Source organism: Njordella aestuarii, assembly GCF_056494165.1.
The window spans coordinates 6,037,284-6,055,001 of sequence record NZ_CM151397.1 but is presented as its reverse complement, the minus strand read 5'-3'; the positions used below and the strand labels follow the sequence as shown (position 1 = coordinate 6,055,001).

The following is a 17,718-nucleotide window of genomic DNA, read 5'->3' as shown; positions in this document are numbered from 1 at the left end:
TCCATATCCTTCAAAGTAGCTATCCGTCTGAATTAAGAAAGCGTTGTCAATTATGAAATTTGGGATGAACCTTTTGTTGTGGTCGGGCGAGATTACCGACGCAATGCTGCCAACCTTGGAAGAACTAAAGAAGATCGGTTACGACGCCGTCGAGGTTCCCATTTTCAATCTGGATATGGACTACGCTGCCCTCGGCAAACATCTAGACAACTTAGGCCTAGAGCGGACTGCGGTGACGGTACGAAATGCAGAGGATAATCCGATCGATCCAGATCCTGCTGTACGAAAGAAAGGCATTGAGCTGAACAAGCGAACGTTAGACTGCTGTGCTGCTGCAGGTGTCAAGACTTTAGTTGGTCCCTACCATTCTGCGATCGGCCATTTTTCTGGCAACATGCGAACCAAAGATGAATGGAAATGGGGCGTCGAAAGTATGCGTGCGGCGGCCGAACACGCAGGAAGTGTTGGAGTGCAGCTTGCCGTCGAACCATTAAACCGTTTCGAGATCTACTTTCTCAATTCACAGGCCGACGCGGCGCAATTCTGTCGCGAAGTAAATCATTCGAGTTGCCGGATGATGTACGACACTTTCCACGCTAACATCGAAGAAAAAAGTATCCCGCTGGCGTTCCATAACATCAAAGACATGCTGTGTCATATTCACATTAGCGAAAATGACCGCAGCACTCCGGGGCATGGCAACGTTCGTTGGAAAGAGACCTTTGATGCGATTCGCGACATCGGCTACGACGGATACTTAGTCGTGGAGGCATTTGGTCTGGCACTGCCGGAGCTCGCTGCCGCAACCAGAATTTGGCGTAAGATGTTCGATACTGAATTGAAGCTTGCTCGCGATGCCTATGCGTTTATGACCAGTCAAGTTGCGATGCGTTCGTAATCGTTGCGATAGACTTGGAAATGTGATGCACAGCGACCACCGCAGTCTTGCAAGCAATCATACTCTTGTACAACGTGCGTTGTTGTTGCGTAAGGTTCGTACCTACTTCGATGAGCGAGGGTTCGTCGAAGTTCAGCCCCCAGTGATTGGCAGCGAGTTTGTGATCGATCGGCACATTGATCCAATCGAATTGCAGATGCAGAATCCAGCGACTCGCGAAGAGCAAGCGTGGTATCTGCAAAGTTCGCCGGAAGCTGCCATGAAACGGTTGCTGGTTGGCGGGCTCGAGCGCATCTATTCGCTGGGTCCGGTGTTTCGGTTGGACGAGTTTGGGACACGGCACAACCCTGAGTTCACCATGCTGGAATGGTACAACACGGCCGATCGACTCGATGCCGCTTGTGCCTTTGTTGATGGCTTGGTGCAAGCGATACTTGAGCGACCACCAGCAAGCCGCATTCGTTTTTCAGAAGCATTTGCGATGGTTACATCACACGACTTATTCGCGGCAACCGTCAAGGAATTTCAAGCGATCGCCGAGCGTTTTTCATTGGGAGTTACGGCAGATTTTTCGGATGACTGGGACGACTGGGTGAATTTGATTTTTTCGGAGCTAATTCAACCGAGAATGGGGATTGGAACGCCAGCGATCGTAACTCATTTTCCTGCGTCTCAAGCGGCACTTGCCAGACTGGATGAAGAGGATCCTCGAGTTGCCGAGCGATTTGAATATTTTGTCGACGGGATTGAGTTGGCGAACGGCTATTGCGAGCTGCTAGATGCTAACGAACTGTTACGCCGGTGCGAAGAAGAGAATCGGCTGCGTTTGAAAGATGGCAAGACCGAATTGCCCATACCCGTGAAGCTGATCAGTGCCATGCGGGAAGGCTTGCCTGCGATGAGCGGTTGTGCGCTTGGTTTTGATCGGCTAGCAATGATCGCGACAGGTGCAGGTCGATTAAGTGAAGTCCTTGTCTTCCCCATCGATCGCGCTTGAGCCGCGTCGCTGCTCGTTATGCAGGCCGCACGGTTGATACCCAGAGTGTGCTGCCAGCTTCTCTCTCGTGTGCACAGGCTAGAAAGCACGGTTGGCATGTTGGGCTGGCGTGGCCCGGGCCAGTTGTTCGATGTCGTGAAGTGGCATGCCCCGTTCGACCATTTCTCGCTTAAATGCTAGGTCTTGCTGATGGCAAAAAAAGACCCGAATTTGCGTGGCGATTGAGACAATAATGCTAGTAACACAGCCGAACGCAACAACGATCACGATCATGTTAAAGGGTACGGGAAGCGAACTCATTACATTTTCAAGGAGTGTGAGCATGGTATTACCTTTAGCATTGTTAGTTTAGCGGCAATGCCTGATTCGCTGCATCCGCTGCTTTCTTGGAACCCGCGTCAGATTTAAATGATAATTCTTCACAGCAGCAAAGATATGCTGCGACAGGACCGATTTTTTGCTATTCAAGCTGAACGTTCACCGACATAAGTGACAATTGCTTCGCGTAAAGCACTGAGTGGTACATGCACCAGATCACTCTGCGTTGGCGCTCATTGCTTGCTGAAGGCGTTTAAACTTCAATAGAACTTGATTCCGCCCATTCGGCGGTCTGTTAGATTCTCGACTGGGCATTGTGAACTTCTGCAGATGGTAAGCCAAAAATTGGTTAGCAAGCTCCTGGTTACTTACCTGATTTGCAATTTCTGCAAGTACCTCGCATTGGTAAAGCGTGAGTTGAGATTGTGCCTTCAGTTCGATTCCACCTTGAAGGATTCGGTCCAAGTCTGCGTCAGCCTCGCTGGCGTTTTCGATCTCTTGCCACCGATAGACTTTCAACATCTCTAATAGAAGGACAGCGTAAATTTGATCGCGTAAGTGCTCAGGATACAAATCGCAGATCATCACAGCATAGTCGTGTACGAAGCCAGGGCCTCCTCCCCAGCGCGGCAGGAGCCAATTGATCATGTGGTGATGCAACTTGATTGCTTCTGGATAAAGCGTCATACCCTGTCTCGCGAGTTCCATGCCTTCGACCAATGGATCATCCCCATGGATGGCCATTCTAATTCCAAGTTCAAATGCATAGAGTGGAGGATTCTCGGCCTTGAGAATGGCATTAAGGCGACCGATGCTAACTCAACGCGTTCGTTCAATTCCTGGAATGCGGATTCTGAAACTTCGTGCGCCCAACCCTGACCACGAGCGTCAAGTCCGATCGATAGATGACGTTCTGCGGAAGCAAGTATTGCTATTTCGTGACCTGAAGCCTTCCATTTTTCAAGTCTTGCAAGGGTTTTTGCGCTCACTGGCGCATTTGGATGGTTCTCGCAATATTTCCAGCAATTAGCGACGTAATGAATAATGTTGCTGTAAACCTCTTCGCCTAACATCAGCCTGTTTGGCCAGTTGCGACTTCGAAGGAAATCAGCAGCTTCTGTGAGTCCTTCGAACAAGTCTTCATGATAGACCGTTTCGCCAATGCATCTCGCGGCATGATGTCCGAATGGGTCATCGAAAAAGTCTCGTTGGTACACCCGCAGCGATGAGTCAGTCAGCAATGCAATTCGATCGCCAGTTTCAGAAGCCCAAAGTTTACGAACGGATTTCGCGTCGACATCCACCAGAGCACTTTGTTGCGGTTCACCAGATGTGTTCCAGTCCACATTGCAAACAACGTAGCGCCAACTGTGATCTTCATTTCCGATCCGCCCTAAGATTGTCAACCAGGACTTACCACCTGCATTGCAACTCACCGCATCAATTGGCTGCGGATTGATCAAATAGGGGAATTCATGAACTTGCCCATCGATCCCATCAGAGTGTTGGTTGCCCACATACTCGTGCACAGAATAGGCGCACATCCAGCGATCAGCATAATGATCACTCGTAACCGGGACTGTAAAATGCTCGAAGTTATAGGAAGGCAAGACTTCAAGCCGACTTGGTTGTTCATCTATATGCCATCGAAAGATTGCCTCGTTTGACGCACCCACTACATATTTACCATCGGGGTGGATAGCAATATGCGGGCTAGAAGTTGGTGAGTCTTTCAAAAATTCTACATGTTCAAAGTTTGAATCGATTGCGACTTGTTTTTCATCGCCAATCAATCCGGCAATCGTGTTGTTATTCTTCGCTCGAGAAATATCGTAGAAACGAGTTCCGAGGCCCGTTAACTCCTTCACAACGCTTTCACTCACCAGTTCTATTTTAGCAATAGAACTTTCGTTTGCGACAAAAACAAACTCACCGGTGACATCGACAAGGATGGCGTTGCATTTTTGAATGGGCGATTGAAACCGTTTTTGAACTTTACCTGAATCGACGTCAATGACACAGACGTTATTGTCGCTATCGATTTGATACAGAGTTCTTGCATCGTTCGAAAAATCGATAGAGACTCGCGAACGAATTTGGTCTGAAGGAATCGAAAACAGTTCAGTAAGTTGTGGTTCGTTGGTAAAGCGACTAACGTACAGCTTGAACTTGCCGCGATAATCTTCCTTAGGGGTAAACGTGGTACTGACGAGCGGGGAAGGCCAGAACGAGTCTATCTCTAGCTTACCACTTAAAGTCTCAAACTCTGATAAGTCGACTGCGTCCTTAAGCTGCTTTCTCAGAGAAGACTTCTCTACTAACGTTGTGCTATCAACAGAGCTACGGATCGGTGAATCTCCGGCACGATCTTCAGATCTATTGCAACCGCAATTGAGTATGGCTGATGTGAAGACAAGCTGCCCAAGGGTAACCCTGTGTTTTCGCCGATGGTTCTTCATTGATAAAATTGTCAATCGTTGTTATGTTAGCTTTAGAAGGTTCATAGTCGAACCAAACAAATCAATGCGCCCGAAGTATTTGATATTTGTGTAGCTTGCCAATGACTTCTGTCGACCAAAATTGATTGTCCGATTTGCTAAACATGCAAGAGAACTTTCGAGCCATCATCACCACGATTTTGCATGTGTTGATCAACTCATCGACGCTAGACACAGTGTTGCAAATAAATGCCTCAAACGCGAAGTGAAAGATCAAATCAGTGCAACGCGGCTGTCGCCTTGCAGGCATGGATTAGAGTGTTGCGGATTGCTGATGACGCGGGTCTTAGAACGTGCCAATGTTGTCGGCGAAGATAAAGGTTGACCTAGAGACCAGGGCTCCCAAGCGAAGCTTGGAAGACTTCCTTTCAAAGCATCCGAATGAAGCAAAAATTGTGGAGGAAGTATTTATGCAAAATGGTATGTTCTCGACGAGCGATACGCCTACGGAAGAATTCGATTCGGATAATTGCAACCAAAGCATTTCGCTGAGGATATCCTCCGGCGATGGGCAACTTGCTACCAAGAAACTGCCGGTGCCTGGTCAATATATCATTGGCTCCGACCCATCTTCTGATATCAAGATATCTGGTGCATCTACAGAACTCGTACGGCGCGCCTGCTTGATCGCTGAACCTGAATTTGTCTTGTTCATCAACTTTCAGGATTGTGAGGCCGGCGTCATTGGAAAACGCCTGAATGTAGGAGAGAAGATCATTATCGACGACACAGAGTTGGTCTGGGTCTCCGGTAATTTGCAACACCCCACAAGCCCTGGCCAATCAAAAGCCTCGACAAGTGGACTGGACTTACAAATAGATGGCTTTGAATTCATACGGGAACTAGGTCGAGGAAGTTTCGGATCGGTCTACCTTGCAAAGCAGCTTGGGACGGAACGCCCGGTAGCGATAAAGACGCTGCTGCCAAACTATTCTGCCGATCCACAATTGCGGCGTATCTTTCTTCGAGAAGCATCGATCCTTGCAAACTTACAGCATCCAAATATTGTCCGCAGCTATGGTACGGGGTTGCAAGATGAGTTGCTCTACTTCGTAATGGAATATGTCCCATGCGAAGACCTGCAGAGATTAATTGCAAACACGTCGCTCAACAAGCGTTTCAAGATTGCCGTCGGTATTATCACCAAAGTCCTCATGGCACTTGATTTTGCACACAATCAAGGCATTGTGCATCGAGATGTTAAGCTTTCAAACATCCTTGGCTTCAAGCACGAGGGGCGCTTGCATGTAAAGCTCTCAGATTTTGGGTTGGCGAAATGTTTTGAGACAGCAGGGTATTCCGGTGTTACTGCCACGGAAACGATTTGCGGAACTTTGGCGTATATGTCGCCGCAGCAGATGCGTGACAGTAAGTACGCCACGCCGGCAAGCGACATTTATTCGACAGCCGTTGCTCTTTACTTACTCTTGACCAAACGCTTTCCTCACGATCAAGAAAGCCACAGCGAATTGATTCTGGCAAAACTGAATAGCGAACCGCCACCGGCCAAAAGCATCGATCCACAAATCCCCGAAGCCTTGTCAAATGTTATCGCACGCAGTTTGAGCCGCGACACTGCCCAGCGTTATCGCTCGGCAAGCGAACTTGCGGACGCTCTCAAGGGAGCTCTTGAACTCTCCTGGTAGGGCCGTTTCGTAAACGGAGCATCATTCAGTGCGATACGGACCTACTCTCAAAGCCGACTTTGGCTGCACCATGCACGTTGACGCACGAGCTTTCCGCAGCGGTCTAGTATTGAGCTATCGAAAAAGTTTTACCGATCTTCGATTTTCTGCTCTACAGTGACCAGACGTGTCACGAGGCTGCCGTTTAATAGGTTAGCCAAAACAACAACGACCGATGTGGCTCAGAATAAATTGCTTTGATTCATTTTGCGTCACTTACAATCGGGCTTGTAACTTTGGGACACTTTTTCCTACAATGCTAGCACTTCGGATTTGATAGCAATCCAGATGAGACTGGAATTTGTTCGATACGTTCCGCCGTTACTGTTTCAGATGCAGGCTGGCGGACGGAAAGTTTTTTACAGTCGCGAATATCGAATTTCCTTGGGAATTCCAACTTTCGTAAGACACTAATGAACGGATTGAGCAAGGAACGTGCATTTCATTCGAAGTAGAAGGAACTGTAGGAGAAGTTTTTTTCGGGATTTTGAAAGAAATTTTAAAGTCCGCTGAATTTGGTGGCACCTTGTTTGCTTTTTGATCGTATCAGAAGTCAACAGTTGCCAAATCAGCTCATTAGGCAATATCGCTCGGGGTTACGAGCAAGGAATTTCAAGGAGGTTTGCTATGTTGGTTTTAAGTCGAAAAGAAGGCGAACGATTGTCCATCGGTGATAACATCACCATCGTCGTTACAAAGGTCTCCGGCAATCGCGTTACGATAGGCATTGAAGCGCCTCGAGACGTCAAGGTCGTACGCTCGGAGTTAGATGTGGCGGAAGCATCTGCACCCATCGCTGAATCTAGCGAAAAGCCTGCAACAAATGCGGGCCTGAAGATATTCACCAACAGTCTGCGAACGAAGCAGTTGCGCAATGTTGGCTAGTGCGTGCTTTCGGTGGAGATGCAGAGAGGCTGCATCTCAAAGATTGTTCGTCAACGCCTAAGGTCGCAAGAGAACAGTTCTTGCGATCGCTCGGTTTCAACGGTGTGTTACTAAGCTAGCTCGATATAGCCATTGCTGTCCCCGATCGGACCGCATTTCACACCGGCTGCATCCGCCATTGAGACAAACAGGTTATTCAATGGTGTGTTTTCGGATTGTTCAAAGTAGCGACCACCTTGGACTCGACCGCCGCCATGGCCGGCGAGCATGATCGGCAAGTTGTTGTGGTCGTGACGATTTCCATCGCTGATCGAACCGCCGTAAACAATTAGACTGTTGTCCAGCAAGCTTGTATTCTCGCCGTCGCTGGCTTCCTGCATCTTGTCTAGGAAGTAAGCAAACTGTTCGTTGTAGTAACGATCGATCTTGCGAATTTTCGTGATACTATCTTCTTGATTCTGATGATGGGAAAGATTGTGGTGGCCTTCCTTTACATCAATCATCGGGAAAGTACGATTACTTCCTTCATTTGCAAGCATGAACGTAGCGATACGTGTTGTGTCTGTGCGGAACGCCAGAACCATCAAGTCGTACATTAAGCGAATTTGCTCGGTGCAGTCTGCGAATTCATCGGGCGGCTCGGTCGCGTTGATCGCTGCCAAGTCGACTGGAGTATCAAGTCGCTCCAAACGCTTTTCGATCTCACGGACACTCGTGAAGTACTGATCGAGTTTCTGACGGTCGCTGACTCCCACATGCTTCATCAGTCGCTTTTGCGAATCGAGAACTGCGTCAATTACGCTGCGGCGCATGCTATTGGAAGCTTCGTCGCTTTTACCAAACAAACGTTTGAACGCACTGGCCGGATTGACTTCCTTGGCCATCGGTTGGCTTTCGGATCGCCACGAGATGTTGTTCGAGTAAGCGCAGGAGTATCCAGAGTCGCAATCACCTGCTTGGCGACCTTCTTCTGTTCCCAGTTCGATGGAAGGCAATCGGGTGGCCTGTCCGTAAGAGTCTGCCAGAACTTGATCGACGCTTCTGCCAACCTTGATACGGCTGCCGGCGGTTTTCAGTGGATGGACGCCGGTGAGGAAAGTCGCGGCGCTGCGAGCATGATCACCGGGGCCATCGCCCAAAGCAAAACCGTTCATCTGAGCCAAGCCGCGAAACGCAGTCAGATGTTGATGATGTTTGCCTAGAGGCTCAAGACTCTCGTTGACCTTCCACTTTTCCCCATCGGCTTGGGGAAGCCACGTTTCTGCATTGGTTCCGTTTGGAAAGAACACCCATGCTAGGCGAACTGGGGATTTCGCTGCTGCTTCGCCACCAATCGCTTTTGCGACGGGGGACATGGCATCCAGGAATGGAAGTCCCATGGCCACGCTAGCACTGCGGAGGAGGGTACGGCGGGATAGTCTTTTATGGCTCATTGGTAGCGTCTCCAGGTTTGCCGAAAGAGTGGACCTTTTAAAATCGGTCCGCGGCGGGGTGGGGAAAGGCGGGGAATTCTGCAAATTGTTAAGGCTCACGTTATCGTAAGCCCAGTCGGCTGGCAAGCGAAATCTAGGTTAGACGTTTAGCTCGCCATCCCTTATTAACCGCAGAACCAGCTCAAAGTTTCACGTTGTATCTCGCTTAACGGGCGTGGTTGTGGTTAGTCGTCTGTGCTTGGAGCAACTTTAGTTCGATCCCAGAAGCAAAGGGCGAAGATCGCAAAAACGATTCCGGCCATGATCGCTGGAAACATCCAAAAATCCTTCCACTGGTCCATGGTCGTAGCGAGCGTGTCCGATGGTATTGCGGCCGGCAGGTCTCGCGAAAACATCTTCCCAAACGATTGAATGAAACTCAACGGTTCCGTAGCGCCGCGTGCGGTTTTGAGCGCCTCGACATATTCGGGCATGCTGGTGACTTGCTTGCCGTAGTCGCCGATTGTCCAATCGAGTGGGATGCCGGCGAAGCTTCCCGCTGCTGCGATTCGATAGCCGAAAAACATGCCGACGCCTTGGGTGAGGAAAACGAGCAGTCCTTGTGCCTGTCCGCGAATGGCCTTGGGCGCTTTCTGGTCGGTGTACATAAAGCCAGTCACGAAGAAAAAGTCGTAACAAATTCCGTGCAGTAAGACGGCTAGGAGCAGCATCCAGGTAACTTGGCTTGGGGCGGCATAGGCAAACAGCAGGTAGCGGGCAACCCAGCAAGCCATGCCTATTAGAATCATGATCTTCACCCCAAGTCTTCGGAAGAAGAAGGGGATCAGCAGCATGAAGAAGATCTCAGACATTTGGCCCAAGGTCATCGTAGCGCCGGCTTCGGTAAAACCAGTCTGGGTCAGGTATGTCGCTGTTAGGCCATAGTAATAGGCGAGTGGAATGCAGATTAGCGTCGAGCAAACGGCGAAGACGAAGAAGTTCCAGCTCTTGAACAGTCGGAAGGCGTCGAGCATCAGCAACGACCGCCAGTCGAGAGGCTGACCTTTGAGGGGGGGCGGTGTGTGAGGTAAGAAGAAGCAAAGTGCTCCGAGCAGTACCGAACTGCCGGCGCCTAGCCAGAAGATGTTAAAGCTGCTCGACCACTGCATGACGCCTAGGAAAAGCCCGGCGACGATCCAGCCGATTGTTCCCCAGACGCGGATTTTCGGAAACTGATCTTGGTGGGGGATGTGGGTGAAGGCGATCGTGTTACTTAATCCCAGGGTCGGCATGTAGCAGAGGAGGTGGGCAAGTAGCATCCAGACCAGCAAGTTGCCATTTTCTGGACCGCCCGCGGCTACTGAGGGCATCATGAACATGATCAGGCCAGCCAACAGCATCAAAGTCCCCATCACCTTTTCGGAGGCGAAAAGTCTGTCGGCGACAAGCCCTAAAAATAACGGAGCCAAAATGGCGGCAATGGGAGCGCACTCGTAAGCTGCCCCTTTGAATTCGCCCAGATTATGAAAATCCATGGCGGAGCTGAGAGTTGCGAACCACGACCCCCAAGCAAAAAACTGGAGGAACATCATCAATGAAAGCACATTGGTGATTCGCGACGATTGAGTCGGTATTGCGGCATCAGGCATAATTGTTGAAACCGGGGGAGAGTGCCGAGGGCATTAGGGAAGGTGGGGGCGAAAACTGAGGAAACGGTGTCTTCGCTCTTTGCTAGCTGATTAATATAGACAGACTTTTCTTAGGCGGTTGTGCCGACGCCCGGATTCAGCGTAGTGAAAGATAAAAAAGTCGACTTTTGAAGAGGAATCTATCGCTTAAGGAAACCAGGAGTGCCGATTTGGGACTACTTGGGCAATCACTAGCGAAGCAGAAGCAGCCTTTGTTGCTTAAGTATTATCGGAAACCACACAATTGCCGTTGCGTTTCTTTGCGAAGCGGCTAGGATTTCCGAATTCAAAAACTAAGATCAGAAGTCCTCCATTTCACCAGCCATACAGACTATGAGTGCAGTGACCGCTACAAAGCAGCAGTCCATCGAACAATATCGCAAGCATGAGACGGACAGTGGTTCGCCTGATGTTCAAATTGCATTGTTGACCCAACGAATTAACCATTTGACTGGTCACATGCGTTTGCACGGCAAAGACTACGCGAGTCGTCGTGGATTGTTGCGTATGGTAAGCCGACGGCGTTCGCTCTTGGATTATGTTCGCAAGCATGATCCTAATCGCTATCTGGATATCATTGGCCAGCTAGGTATTCGTAAGTAAGCTTGCGGCTACGTTTTGTAACTGGGCGGCGATCCGTCCTTAGTTTCTGAAGCCTTGTGACGTTTTGCGCTCGATTTCCTTGTCGTGCGCTTGTTGTTGTGTGCGGCAAGTAAGTGCTTGTTGCAGTTGTTGTGTTTCTTTGACTCTGATGATCGGGCACTCGATTCTTGTTTGAAATCGACCGGAACCCGTTTTCTATTACCTCTGTGAGATCAGCAGACTTCCCGCTCGATAGGTTGGCAGCAACCGTGCGAAGGCGTGAAGGAGGTCGTCCGCTGTGTTTATGCTTTGGTAGTTCATGTGCTCTTGTTTGTTATTCGGGGGTAGTTCTGAACTGAACTTCGTAACCCTCGCTTTGGATGTTGTGGCCGGCGAATGCTGCCGTGAATTCCGACCGCACCCCAGATTTCATTTTGTTTTATTGTAGGAATTGGTAGCGTGAAATATTTTGTAGAGAAGAAAATTGGTGACCAGGTTTTGTCGTTTACGACTGGTCAGTTGGCAAAGCAAGCTGAAAGCTGCGTAACGGTTCAGTATGGTGACACCGTTGTTTTGACAGCGGTTGCGTCGGGGGCATCACGCCCGGGAACAGATTTCTTGCCATTGACCTGCGATTACCGCGAAAGAATGGCGGCGGCTGGCAAGTTTCCAGGCGGGTTCCTCAAACGTGAGGGACGTCCGACGACGAAAGAAATTCTAACGTCGCGTCTAATGGATCGTCCGATCCGTCCGTTGTTTCCTGAGGGATTCTTCGACGAGATCCAAATCATGAGCTCGGTTATGAGCAGCGATTTGCAAAACGACGGCGATGTTTTGGCGATGAATGGTGCCGCCACAGCTTTGTTGATCAGCGGCCTGCCTTTCCGCGGACCGATTGCATCCGTTCGTGTTGGGCGAATCGAAGGACGTCTTTTGCCTTTCCCAACCGATTCGCAATTGGAAGAATCGGATTTGGACATGATTGTCTCAGGCAATCAAAAAGAAGTCGTCATGATTGAAGGTTTCGGCCAGGAAATTCCTGAAGCTGAGATGGTCGAAGCGATTCTGTTTGCTCAAAACGTGATCCGCGACATCATCAGCTTGCAGTTGGAATTGGCTGCGAAGATCCAGAAGCCAAAGAAAGAGTACAAGTTTGTCGACGATTCCGCATTGATGTCGCAAGTCAAGGATCGCTACTACGACGAGCTTCGATCAGCCAAGCAAACAGATGGCAAGCACGCACGCGCTGATGCAGTCAAAGCTATAAAAGAAAAAGCTAAAGCGGAACTCATTCCAAATCCGGACGCTGAAGATGCCATCTGCAGCTCACAGTTGTCCCGCGTATTGCACGACCTCGAGGCGAAAGTTGTTCGCGATCTAATCATGGCAGGTGTGCGTGCAGATGGACGCGATGCCGCTTCATTACGTTCGATTGAGTGCGAGACTGACCTGTTGCCACGAACGCACGGAACAGCACTGTTTCAGCGTGGTGAAACCCAAGCGTTTGTTACAGTAACACTTGGTACGACGCGAGACGAACAACGTGTTGATGGTTTGATTGAAGAGTACAGCAAGAAATTCATGCTGGACTATAACTTCCCATCCTTTTCCGTTGGCGAATGCCGACCGATTCGTGGGCCTGGACGTCGTGAGATTGGCCACGGAGCTTTAGCAGAACGATCGCTTGAGCCAGTGTTGCCAGAAAACGATGCGTTTCCTTACACGATCCGAATCATCAGCGATATCTTGGAAAGCAACGGATCTTCGTCGATGGCTAGCGTCTGCGGTGGTTGCCTCGCGTTGATGGCTGCTGGAGTTCCTATCACCAACCCAGTCGCTGGTATCAGCATCGGGCTGGTCCGCGAAAAGGCTGATGGCGATCGATTCACGTTGCTAACAGACATCCTCGGTGACGAAGATCACTTCGGCGATATGGACTTCAAGATCTCCGGAACACAGAACGGAATCACTGGTATCCAGCTTGACCTCAAGATCGATGGTATTAGCGAAGAGATCATTCGCGGCACGCTCAAGCAAGCTCGCGAAGCACGCATGGAAATCCTACGCAAGATGCTAACGTGTATTCCTCGTCCGCGTACGGAGACTTCGCGTTATGCACCACGCTTGCTCAGGACAAAGATCGATTCGGAAAAGATTGGTGTGTTGATCGGTCCTGGCGGCAAGAACATTCGAGCTATTCAAGAACAAACTGGTGCCACCATCGACGTTGAAGATGACGGCACAGTAACAGTAGCTAGCCTTGATAGCGATTCAGCGTATGAAGCGTTGCGTCGCGTTGAGGCTTGCACAGCGACCGTTCAAATCGGCAAGATTTACGACGGTACCGTGACGAGCATTCGCGATTTCGGCGCGTTCGTTGAAATCCTACCAGGACGCGATGGCCTGTGTCACATCAGCGAGCTGTCCAACGGCTTTGTGCAGAACGTCGACTCGGTTTGCAAGGTTGGCGATCCGATGAAAGTGCTTGTTATCGATATCGATGACCATGACCGCGTGAAGCTTTCCCGTCGCCGTGCCCTGGAAGAACTAGGCTTGGAAGACGAATTCGCCGCAGTCGCAGTCGGTGGTGGTGATGAAGATTTCGAAGCTGGCGACGAGCCTTCCGAAGAGGGGGGCGAGCGTGCTTCCTTCGACCGACCACGTGAAGGTGGTGGCGATCGCGGTGGTGAGCGCAGCGGCGGTTCGGGTGGATTCCGCGGTGGTCGAGGCCGGGGTGGCCGAGGCCGCAGTGGTGGCGAACGCAGCGGTGGCGGTGGTAATGGTGGAGGTGACCGCGGTCGCGGTGGAAACTTTCGTCGCTAATCCGACCAATTAGGACACTCCCCGATTTGACGGAATGTGTCTTTTCGAAAACACTTGTAGACCCAGGGGCTGAACCCATTTAGCCTCTGGGTCTCACTTTTGGTGGGCGCGGCATTTTTTCCGCGATCTCAAGAACCGCTTAGTCGTTTTCGAATTGGAAAGGTCTCCATGTCCGCTGATCCCCACCTGCCCGCAGACAAATTACTCGCGGATGCCTTGCGGAACGACGATCGAGTCAAAGAGGCCAAGCGATTGTTAGTTGAAGCTGTGCAAGAGCAGAGCCGCAAGCTTACTGCGGCCGCGCCGGCTAACATCGCACTAAAGCAACATTACAAACAATTGTTGGACGAGCTCTCGACAGGTCGCGGTGGTGCTCCCTTTTTCCCATACATAAGCAGCGGCTTGGGCAATGGCCCTTATGTTGAACTAGCCGACGGCAGCGTCAAGCTTGACTTTATTGTTGGAATCGGGGTCCATGGCCTCGGACATTCGCACCCAGCAAATATCGAGGCGACGGTCGACGCGGCTATTGAAGATACTGTGATGCAAGGCAACTTGCAGCAGAGCCGGTCTAGCGTTCGGTTGATCAGTGAGCTTCTGAAACTGGCAAAGCCGGAAGAGTCTGAGCTGCAGCATGTATTGCTGACGACTAGCGGCGCAATGGCCAATGAGAACGCGCTTAAGATTGCGTTTCATGCGCGTTCGCCGGCTAGACGAGTCATTTGCCTTGATAACTGTTTTGCAGGCAGATCCATTGCGCTCGCTGCGCTCACGGATCGGCCGGCTTATCGAAGCGGTGTGCCACTGGCGCTGGATGTCGATTACTTGACGATGTTCCATCCGTCGGATCCTGCTGGAACAACTGAGGCAGCCGTCGCTGGGCTGAAAAAGCTTATCGCTCGTTATCCGGGCCAGCATGCATGTATCTGGTTGGAACTCGTGGCAGGGGAGGGTGGCTACTATCCAGGTACTGGGGAGTACTTTACGAAGCTTTGCCAGATTTGTCGCCAGCACAATATCTCGATTATTTTCGACGAGGTTCAGACGTTCGGGCGTCTTAGCCAGCCATTTGCCTTCCAGCATTTTGGTTTGCAAAAATTTGCCGACATAGTGACCATTGGGAAAATTACACAGCTGTGTGCAACGTTTTATCGATCCGGACTTAAGCCGAAAGGGCCTATACTTTCGCAGACTTTCACTGCTTCGTCGGCATCGATTCATGCGGGTTTGGCTGCGTTAGGTGAGCTGGAGGCCAAGCAATGTTTTGGCAAAGATGGCTGGAACATGCGTCGGCATCAATACTGGGTCAAGAAAATGGATGAGTTGTCGGCAAAGTACCCAGGCAAAATTTCCGGTCCCTACGGCGAAGGGATGATGTTCGCATTGACGCCCGGTAAAGGCGAGGCGGAATATGCCAATGAGCTGACAATGCGATTGTTTGAGATAGGTCTGATGGGATTCCTGGCGGGAAGCAATCCATCACGGCTACGATTTTTGCCGTCGCCTGCGGTCGTAACCGAAAAGCACATTGATGAAGCGTGTGCCCTGATCGAACAAGCAATCGCTTGATTGTGAAGAAATGCGATATGACTACAATCGCATACGGAACGCTATTAGAATTGCGTTCTGCTTGAACTGTGTTTGCTAAGCAGCTCTAAAAGTCACGACTTGTTTAGCTTCGGTTGGAAATGCTCTAATCGGCATAACACAAGCTTGAATCGATTGAGAATATTCCGAGACCGGTCATAGAGATAAGTCGACTATAAATGCAACTTACGCCTGACGCCTTTATTAATCGTGAGTTGAGCTGGTTGGAGTTCAATCAGCGTGTGCTTGAGCAAGCCATGTACGGGAAAGTGCCTTTGCTGGAGAGGCTCAAGTTCTTGGCGATTACCGCTTCGAACCTGGATGAATTTTTCATGGTCCGTGTGGGCTCGCTCCAAATTCAGGAAGAGCAGCGTCCAAATGCCAAGGATCCGACTGGACGCACGCCAGCGGAACAGTTGGAACTGGTGCATCGTCGCGCGGAAAATATTGTGCGTGAGCAGTACCGGTGCTACCTAGAGCAGATTGAGCCCAATTTGCATAACGAAGGTATGGAGCGAACACGTTTGGCGGAAGCCTCTATGCGTCATCGCGAGGCAGCAGAGCGAGTTTTTCACGAAGAAATCTACCCAGTCGTTTCCCCCATGTACGTGACAGAGGACAAGTTCCCCTTGCTCACCAATCTGGGCTTATATATCTGCGTCTCTGTAAAACTCAAACCGCTTGACGCCGTGGCAACGGACGAGGACACCACCAGAGCGAAAGAGGTTGCCGAACCAGCGAAGATCTCACATTTCTTGTTACCGTTAGGTGCATCGACGCCACGATTTTTCACGCTGCCGTCTGACAAAGGGTATTCCTACGCATTGTCGGAAGATATCGTTGCTACGTACATTTCTCACTTCTTCCCAAACAGCGAGATTATTGAGAGTGTGCCGTTTCGAATAACGCGAAACAGCGATATTTCGGTCCGCGAAGATGGCGCTGCCGATTTGATGTTGGGTATGGAGGAGGTCCTATCGGCGCGTCGAACCGCTGATAGCGTGCGGGTAGAGATAGCCGATACCGCATCGGTAGAAATAGCTGACTTCTTAAGACGAAGTTTGCAACTAACCGCGAGAGATGTCTTTCGCATTCCGGGTCCTTTAGACTTGGCCAGCATGATGCATTTAACCAATGCAGAAGGCTTTCCAGCGCTTCGCGATGCCCAGTGGCCTCCGCAGCGGTCGCCCTTGATCGATCCAACTGTTCCAATGTTTGAAACGATCGCCGCACAAGATGTTTTGCTGTGCCATCCGTATGAAAGCTTTGAGCCGGTTGTTCGCTGGCTACAAGAGGCGGCGGAAGATCCCGATGTGCTCGCGATCAAACAAGTGTTATACAGAACGAGCCGCGATAGTAGTATCGTATCGGCGCTCAAGCGGGCAGCCGAACGGGGCAAGTATGTGACGGCTGTTGTTGAATTGAAAGCACGCTTTGATGAAGCGAGGAATATTGAGTGGGCGCGGGAGCTTGAGCAAGCGGGCGTTCAAGTAATTTACGGCGTCAAGCGTCTTAAGACACACGCGAAGGTTTGCATTGTTGTGCGAAGAGAACCACATGGCATCGTTCGCTACGTTCACTTTGGAACGGGCAATTACAACGAGTCAACGGCTCGCATGTACAGTGACATTAGTTATCTGACCTGCGACGAGGAAATGGGAAATGACGCGAGCGCGTTTTTCAATGCGATAACCGGCTTTAGCCAGCCGCAGCAGTTCAATAGGCTGGAAATGGCGCCTATCGGCATGCGGCGTCGCCTTTTGATGTTGATCGATGGTGAAACGCAACGGAAGCAACAAGGCCAGCGAGGCCATATCGCCATCAAACTTAACTCGTTAGTGGACCCGGAGATAATTGCGGCACTCTACCGCGCCAGTCAGGCTGGTGTGACGATTCGACTAAATATTCGCGGACAATGTTGCCTTCGCCCGGGAGTGCCGGGCCTGAGCGAGAATATTCACGTCGTCAGCGTCGTTGACCGTCTGCTGGAACATGCCCGTGTGCTCTATTTCTATCATGGCGGCGACGAACTCGTTTTCATCAGTTCAGCTGATTGGATGCCGCGAAACTTGGATCGCCGTATCGAGCTCTTGGTTCCGATTGAAGACGCTGCATCTCGAAGACGTCTGATTTCGGTATTGGATACATATTTCCGCGACAACCAAAATGCATGGGAATTGCAGCCCGATGGCAGCTATACTCGTTTAACACCTGGCGCAGACCAAACAAAGCTCAGAGCCCAACGAATTCTATATGATTCTGCGGTTTCCGCGATTCAGCAAGTTGAACAAGCCAGACGAACTACATTTGAACCTCACCAGTCGTCGGGTTCAAAACAAGGCTAA

13 protein-coding genes are annotated in these 17,718 nt (G+C 50.5%); 8 read left to right on the top strand and 5 right to left on the bottom strand.

Going from position 1 to position 17,718, the window contains the following annotated elements; all coding sequences use genetic code 11:
* The first annotated feature begins 52 nt into the window (after positions 1-52).
* Positions 53-898, top strand: a complete 846-nt coding sequence (locus SH451x_RS23700; RefSeq protein WP_479359743.1) for a sugar phosphate isomerase/epimerase family protein — start codon at positions 53-55, stop codon at positions 896-898.
* Positions 899-923: 25 nt separating this feature from the next.
* Entirely contained in the window at positions 924-1,895 is a 972-nt protein-coding gene (gene epmA, locus SH451x_RS23695) for an EF-P lysine aminoacylase EpmA (RefSeq protein ID WP_479359742.1), read from the top strand.
* 78 nt (positions 1,896-1,973) lie between these two features.
* On the opposite strand, the gene SH451x_RS23690 is transcribed toward epmA, so the two are convergent.
* The 3 genes from SH451x_RS23690 to SH451x_RS23680 form a co-directional block, all read right to left on the bottom strand.
* The gene (locus SH451x_RS23690) at positions 1,974-2,219 is read right to left on the bottom strand and encodes a hypothetical protein (RefSeq protein WP_479359741.1); all 246 of its coding nucleotides are present in this window, start codon (positions 2,217-2,219) and stop codon (positions 1,974-1,976) included.
* Positions 2,220-2,429: 210 nt separating this feature from the next.
* Positions 2,430-2,957, bottom strand: a complete 528-nt coding sequence (locus tag SH451x_RS23685; RefSeq protein ID WP_479359740.1) for a hypothetical protein — start codon at positions 2,955-2,957, stop codon at positions 2,430-2,432.
* A complete protein-coding gene (locus tag SH451x_RS23680; protein ID WP_479359739.1) occupies positions 2,897-4,672 on the bottom strand; it encodes a YncE family protein in 1,776 nt (591 codons plus the stop codon). Before SH451x_RS23680 ends, SH451x_RS23685 begins: the two co-directional genes overlap by 61 nt.
* Before the next feature lie 338 nt (positions 4,673-5,010).
* On the opposite strand from SH451x_RS23680, the gene SH451x_RS23675 reads away from it, so the two are divergent.
* Entirely contained in the window at positions 5,011-6,357 is a 1,347-nt protein-coding gene (locus SH451x_RS23675; RefSeq protein ID WP_479359738.1) for a serine/threonine protein kinase, read from the top strand.
* Between the two features lie 666 nt (positions 6,358-7,023).
* Positions 7,024-7,281: a carbon storage regulator gene (locus SH451x_RS23670; RefSeq protein WP_479359737.1), complete on the top strand. Its 258-nt coding sequence runs from the start codon at positions 7,024-7,026 to the stop codon at positions 7,279-7,281.
* Between the two features lie 110 nt (positions 7,282-7,391).
* Here the strand turns inward: SH451x_RS23670 and SH451x_RS23665 are convergent, their stop codons facing one another.
* Together SH451x_RS23665 and SH451x_RS23660 are read right to left on the bottom strand one after the other, a co-directional pair.
* Positions 7,392-8,714: a DUF1552 domain-containing protein gene (locus tag SH451x_RS23665; protein WP_479359736.1), complete on the bottom strand. Its 1,323-nt coding sequence runs from the start codon at positions 8,712-8,714 to the stop codon at positions 7,392-7,394.
* 224 nt (positions 8,715-8,938) lie between these two features.
* The gene (locus SH451x_RS23660) at positions 8,939-10,342 is read right to left on the bottom strand and encodes a nucleoside permease (RefSeq protein WP_479359735.1); all 1,404 of its coding nucleotides are present in this window, start codon (positions 10,340-10,342) and stop codon (positions 8,939-8,941) included.
* A 372-nt stretch (positions 10,343-10,714) separates the two neighbouring features.
* On the opposite strand from SH451x_RS23660, the gene rpsO reads away from it, so the two are divergent.
* From rpsO to ppk1, 4 genes are all read left to right on the top strand, one after another.
* The gene (gene rpsO / locus SH451x_RS23655; protein WP_479359734.1) at positions 10,715-10,984 is read left to right on the top strand and encodes a 30S ribosomal protein S15; all 270 of its coding nucleotides are present in this window, start codon (positions 10,715-10,717) and stop codon (positions 10,982-10,984) included.
* Between the two features lie 438 nt (positions 10,985-11,422).
* Entirely contained in the window at positions 11,423-13,786 is a 2,364-nt protein-coding gene (gene pnp / locus SH451x_RS23650; RefSeq protein WP_479359732.1) for a polyribonucleotide nucleotidyltransferase, read from the top strand.
* A 168-nt stretch (positions 13,787-13,954) separates the two neighbouring features.
* Positions 13,955-15,355, top strand: a complete 1,401-nt coding sequence (locus tag SH451x_RS23645) for an aminotransferase class III-fold pyridoxal phosphate-dependent enzyme (protein ID WP_479359730.1) — start codon at positions 13,955-13,957, stop codon at positions 15,353-15,355.
* A 197-nt stretch (positions 15,356-15,552) separates the two neighbouring features.
* Complete coding sequence (gene ppk1 / locus SH451x_RS23640; protein ID WP_479359729.1) at positions 15,553-17,718, top strand: polyphosphate kinase 1; 2,166 nt, start codon at positions 15,553-15,555, stop codon at positions 17,716-17,718.

Bases quoted from the DNA above. Each gene is read 5' to 3' on its own strand.
- SH451x_RS23700 (WP_479359743.1), top strand. From the start codon at position 53: ATGAAATTTGGGATGAACCTTTTGTTGTGGTCGGGCGAGATTACCGAC.
- epmA (WP_479359742.1), top strand. From the start codon at position 924: ATGCACAGCGACCACCGCAGTCTTGCAAGCAATCATACTCTTGTACAA.
- SH451x_RS23690 (WP_479359741.1), bottom strand. From the start codon at position 2,219: ATGCTCACACTCCTTGAAAATGTAATGAGTTCGCTTCCCGTACCCTTT.
- SH451x_RS23685 (WP_479359740.1), bottom strand. From the start codon at position 2,957: ATGGCCATCCATGGGGATGATCCATTGGTCGAAGGCATGGAACTCGCG.
- SH451x_RS23680 (WP_479359739.1), bottom strand. From the start codon at position 4,672: ATGAAGAACCATCGGCGAAAACACAGGGTTACCCTTGGGCAGCTTGTC.
- SH451x_RS23675 (WP_479359738.1), top strand. From the start codon at position 5,011: ATGTTGTCGGCGAAGATAAAGGTTGACCTAGAGACCAGGGCTCCCAAG.
- SH451x_RS23670 (WP_479359737.1), top strand. From the start codon at position 7,024: ATGTTGGTTTTAAGTCGAAAAGAAGGCGAACGATTGTCCATCGGTGAT.
- SH451x_RS23665 (WP_479359736.1), bottom strand. From the start codon at position 8,714: ATGAGCCATAAAAGACTATCCCGCCGTACCCTCCTCCGCAGTGCTAGC.
- SH451x_RS23660 (WP_479359735.1), bottom strand. From the start codon at position 10,342: ATGCCTGATGCCGCAATACCGACTCAATCGTCGCGAATCACCAATGTG.
- rpsO (WP_479359734.1), top strand. From the start codon at position 10,715: ATGAGTGCAGTGACCGCTACAAAGCAGCAGTCCATCGAACAATATCGC.
- SH451x_RS23645 (WP_479359730.1), top strand. From the start codon at position 13,955: ATGTCCGCTGATCCCCACCTGCCCGCAGACAAATTACTCGCGGATGCC.
- ppk1 (WP_479359729.1), top strand. From the start codon at position 15,553: ATGCAACTTACGCCTGACGCCTTTATTAATCGTGAGTTGAGCTGGTTG.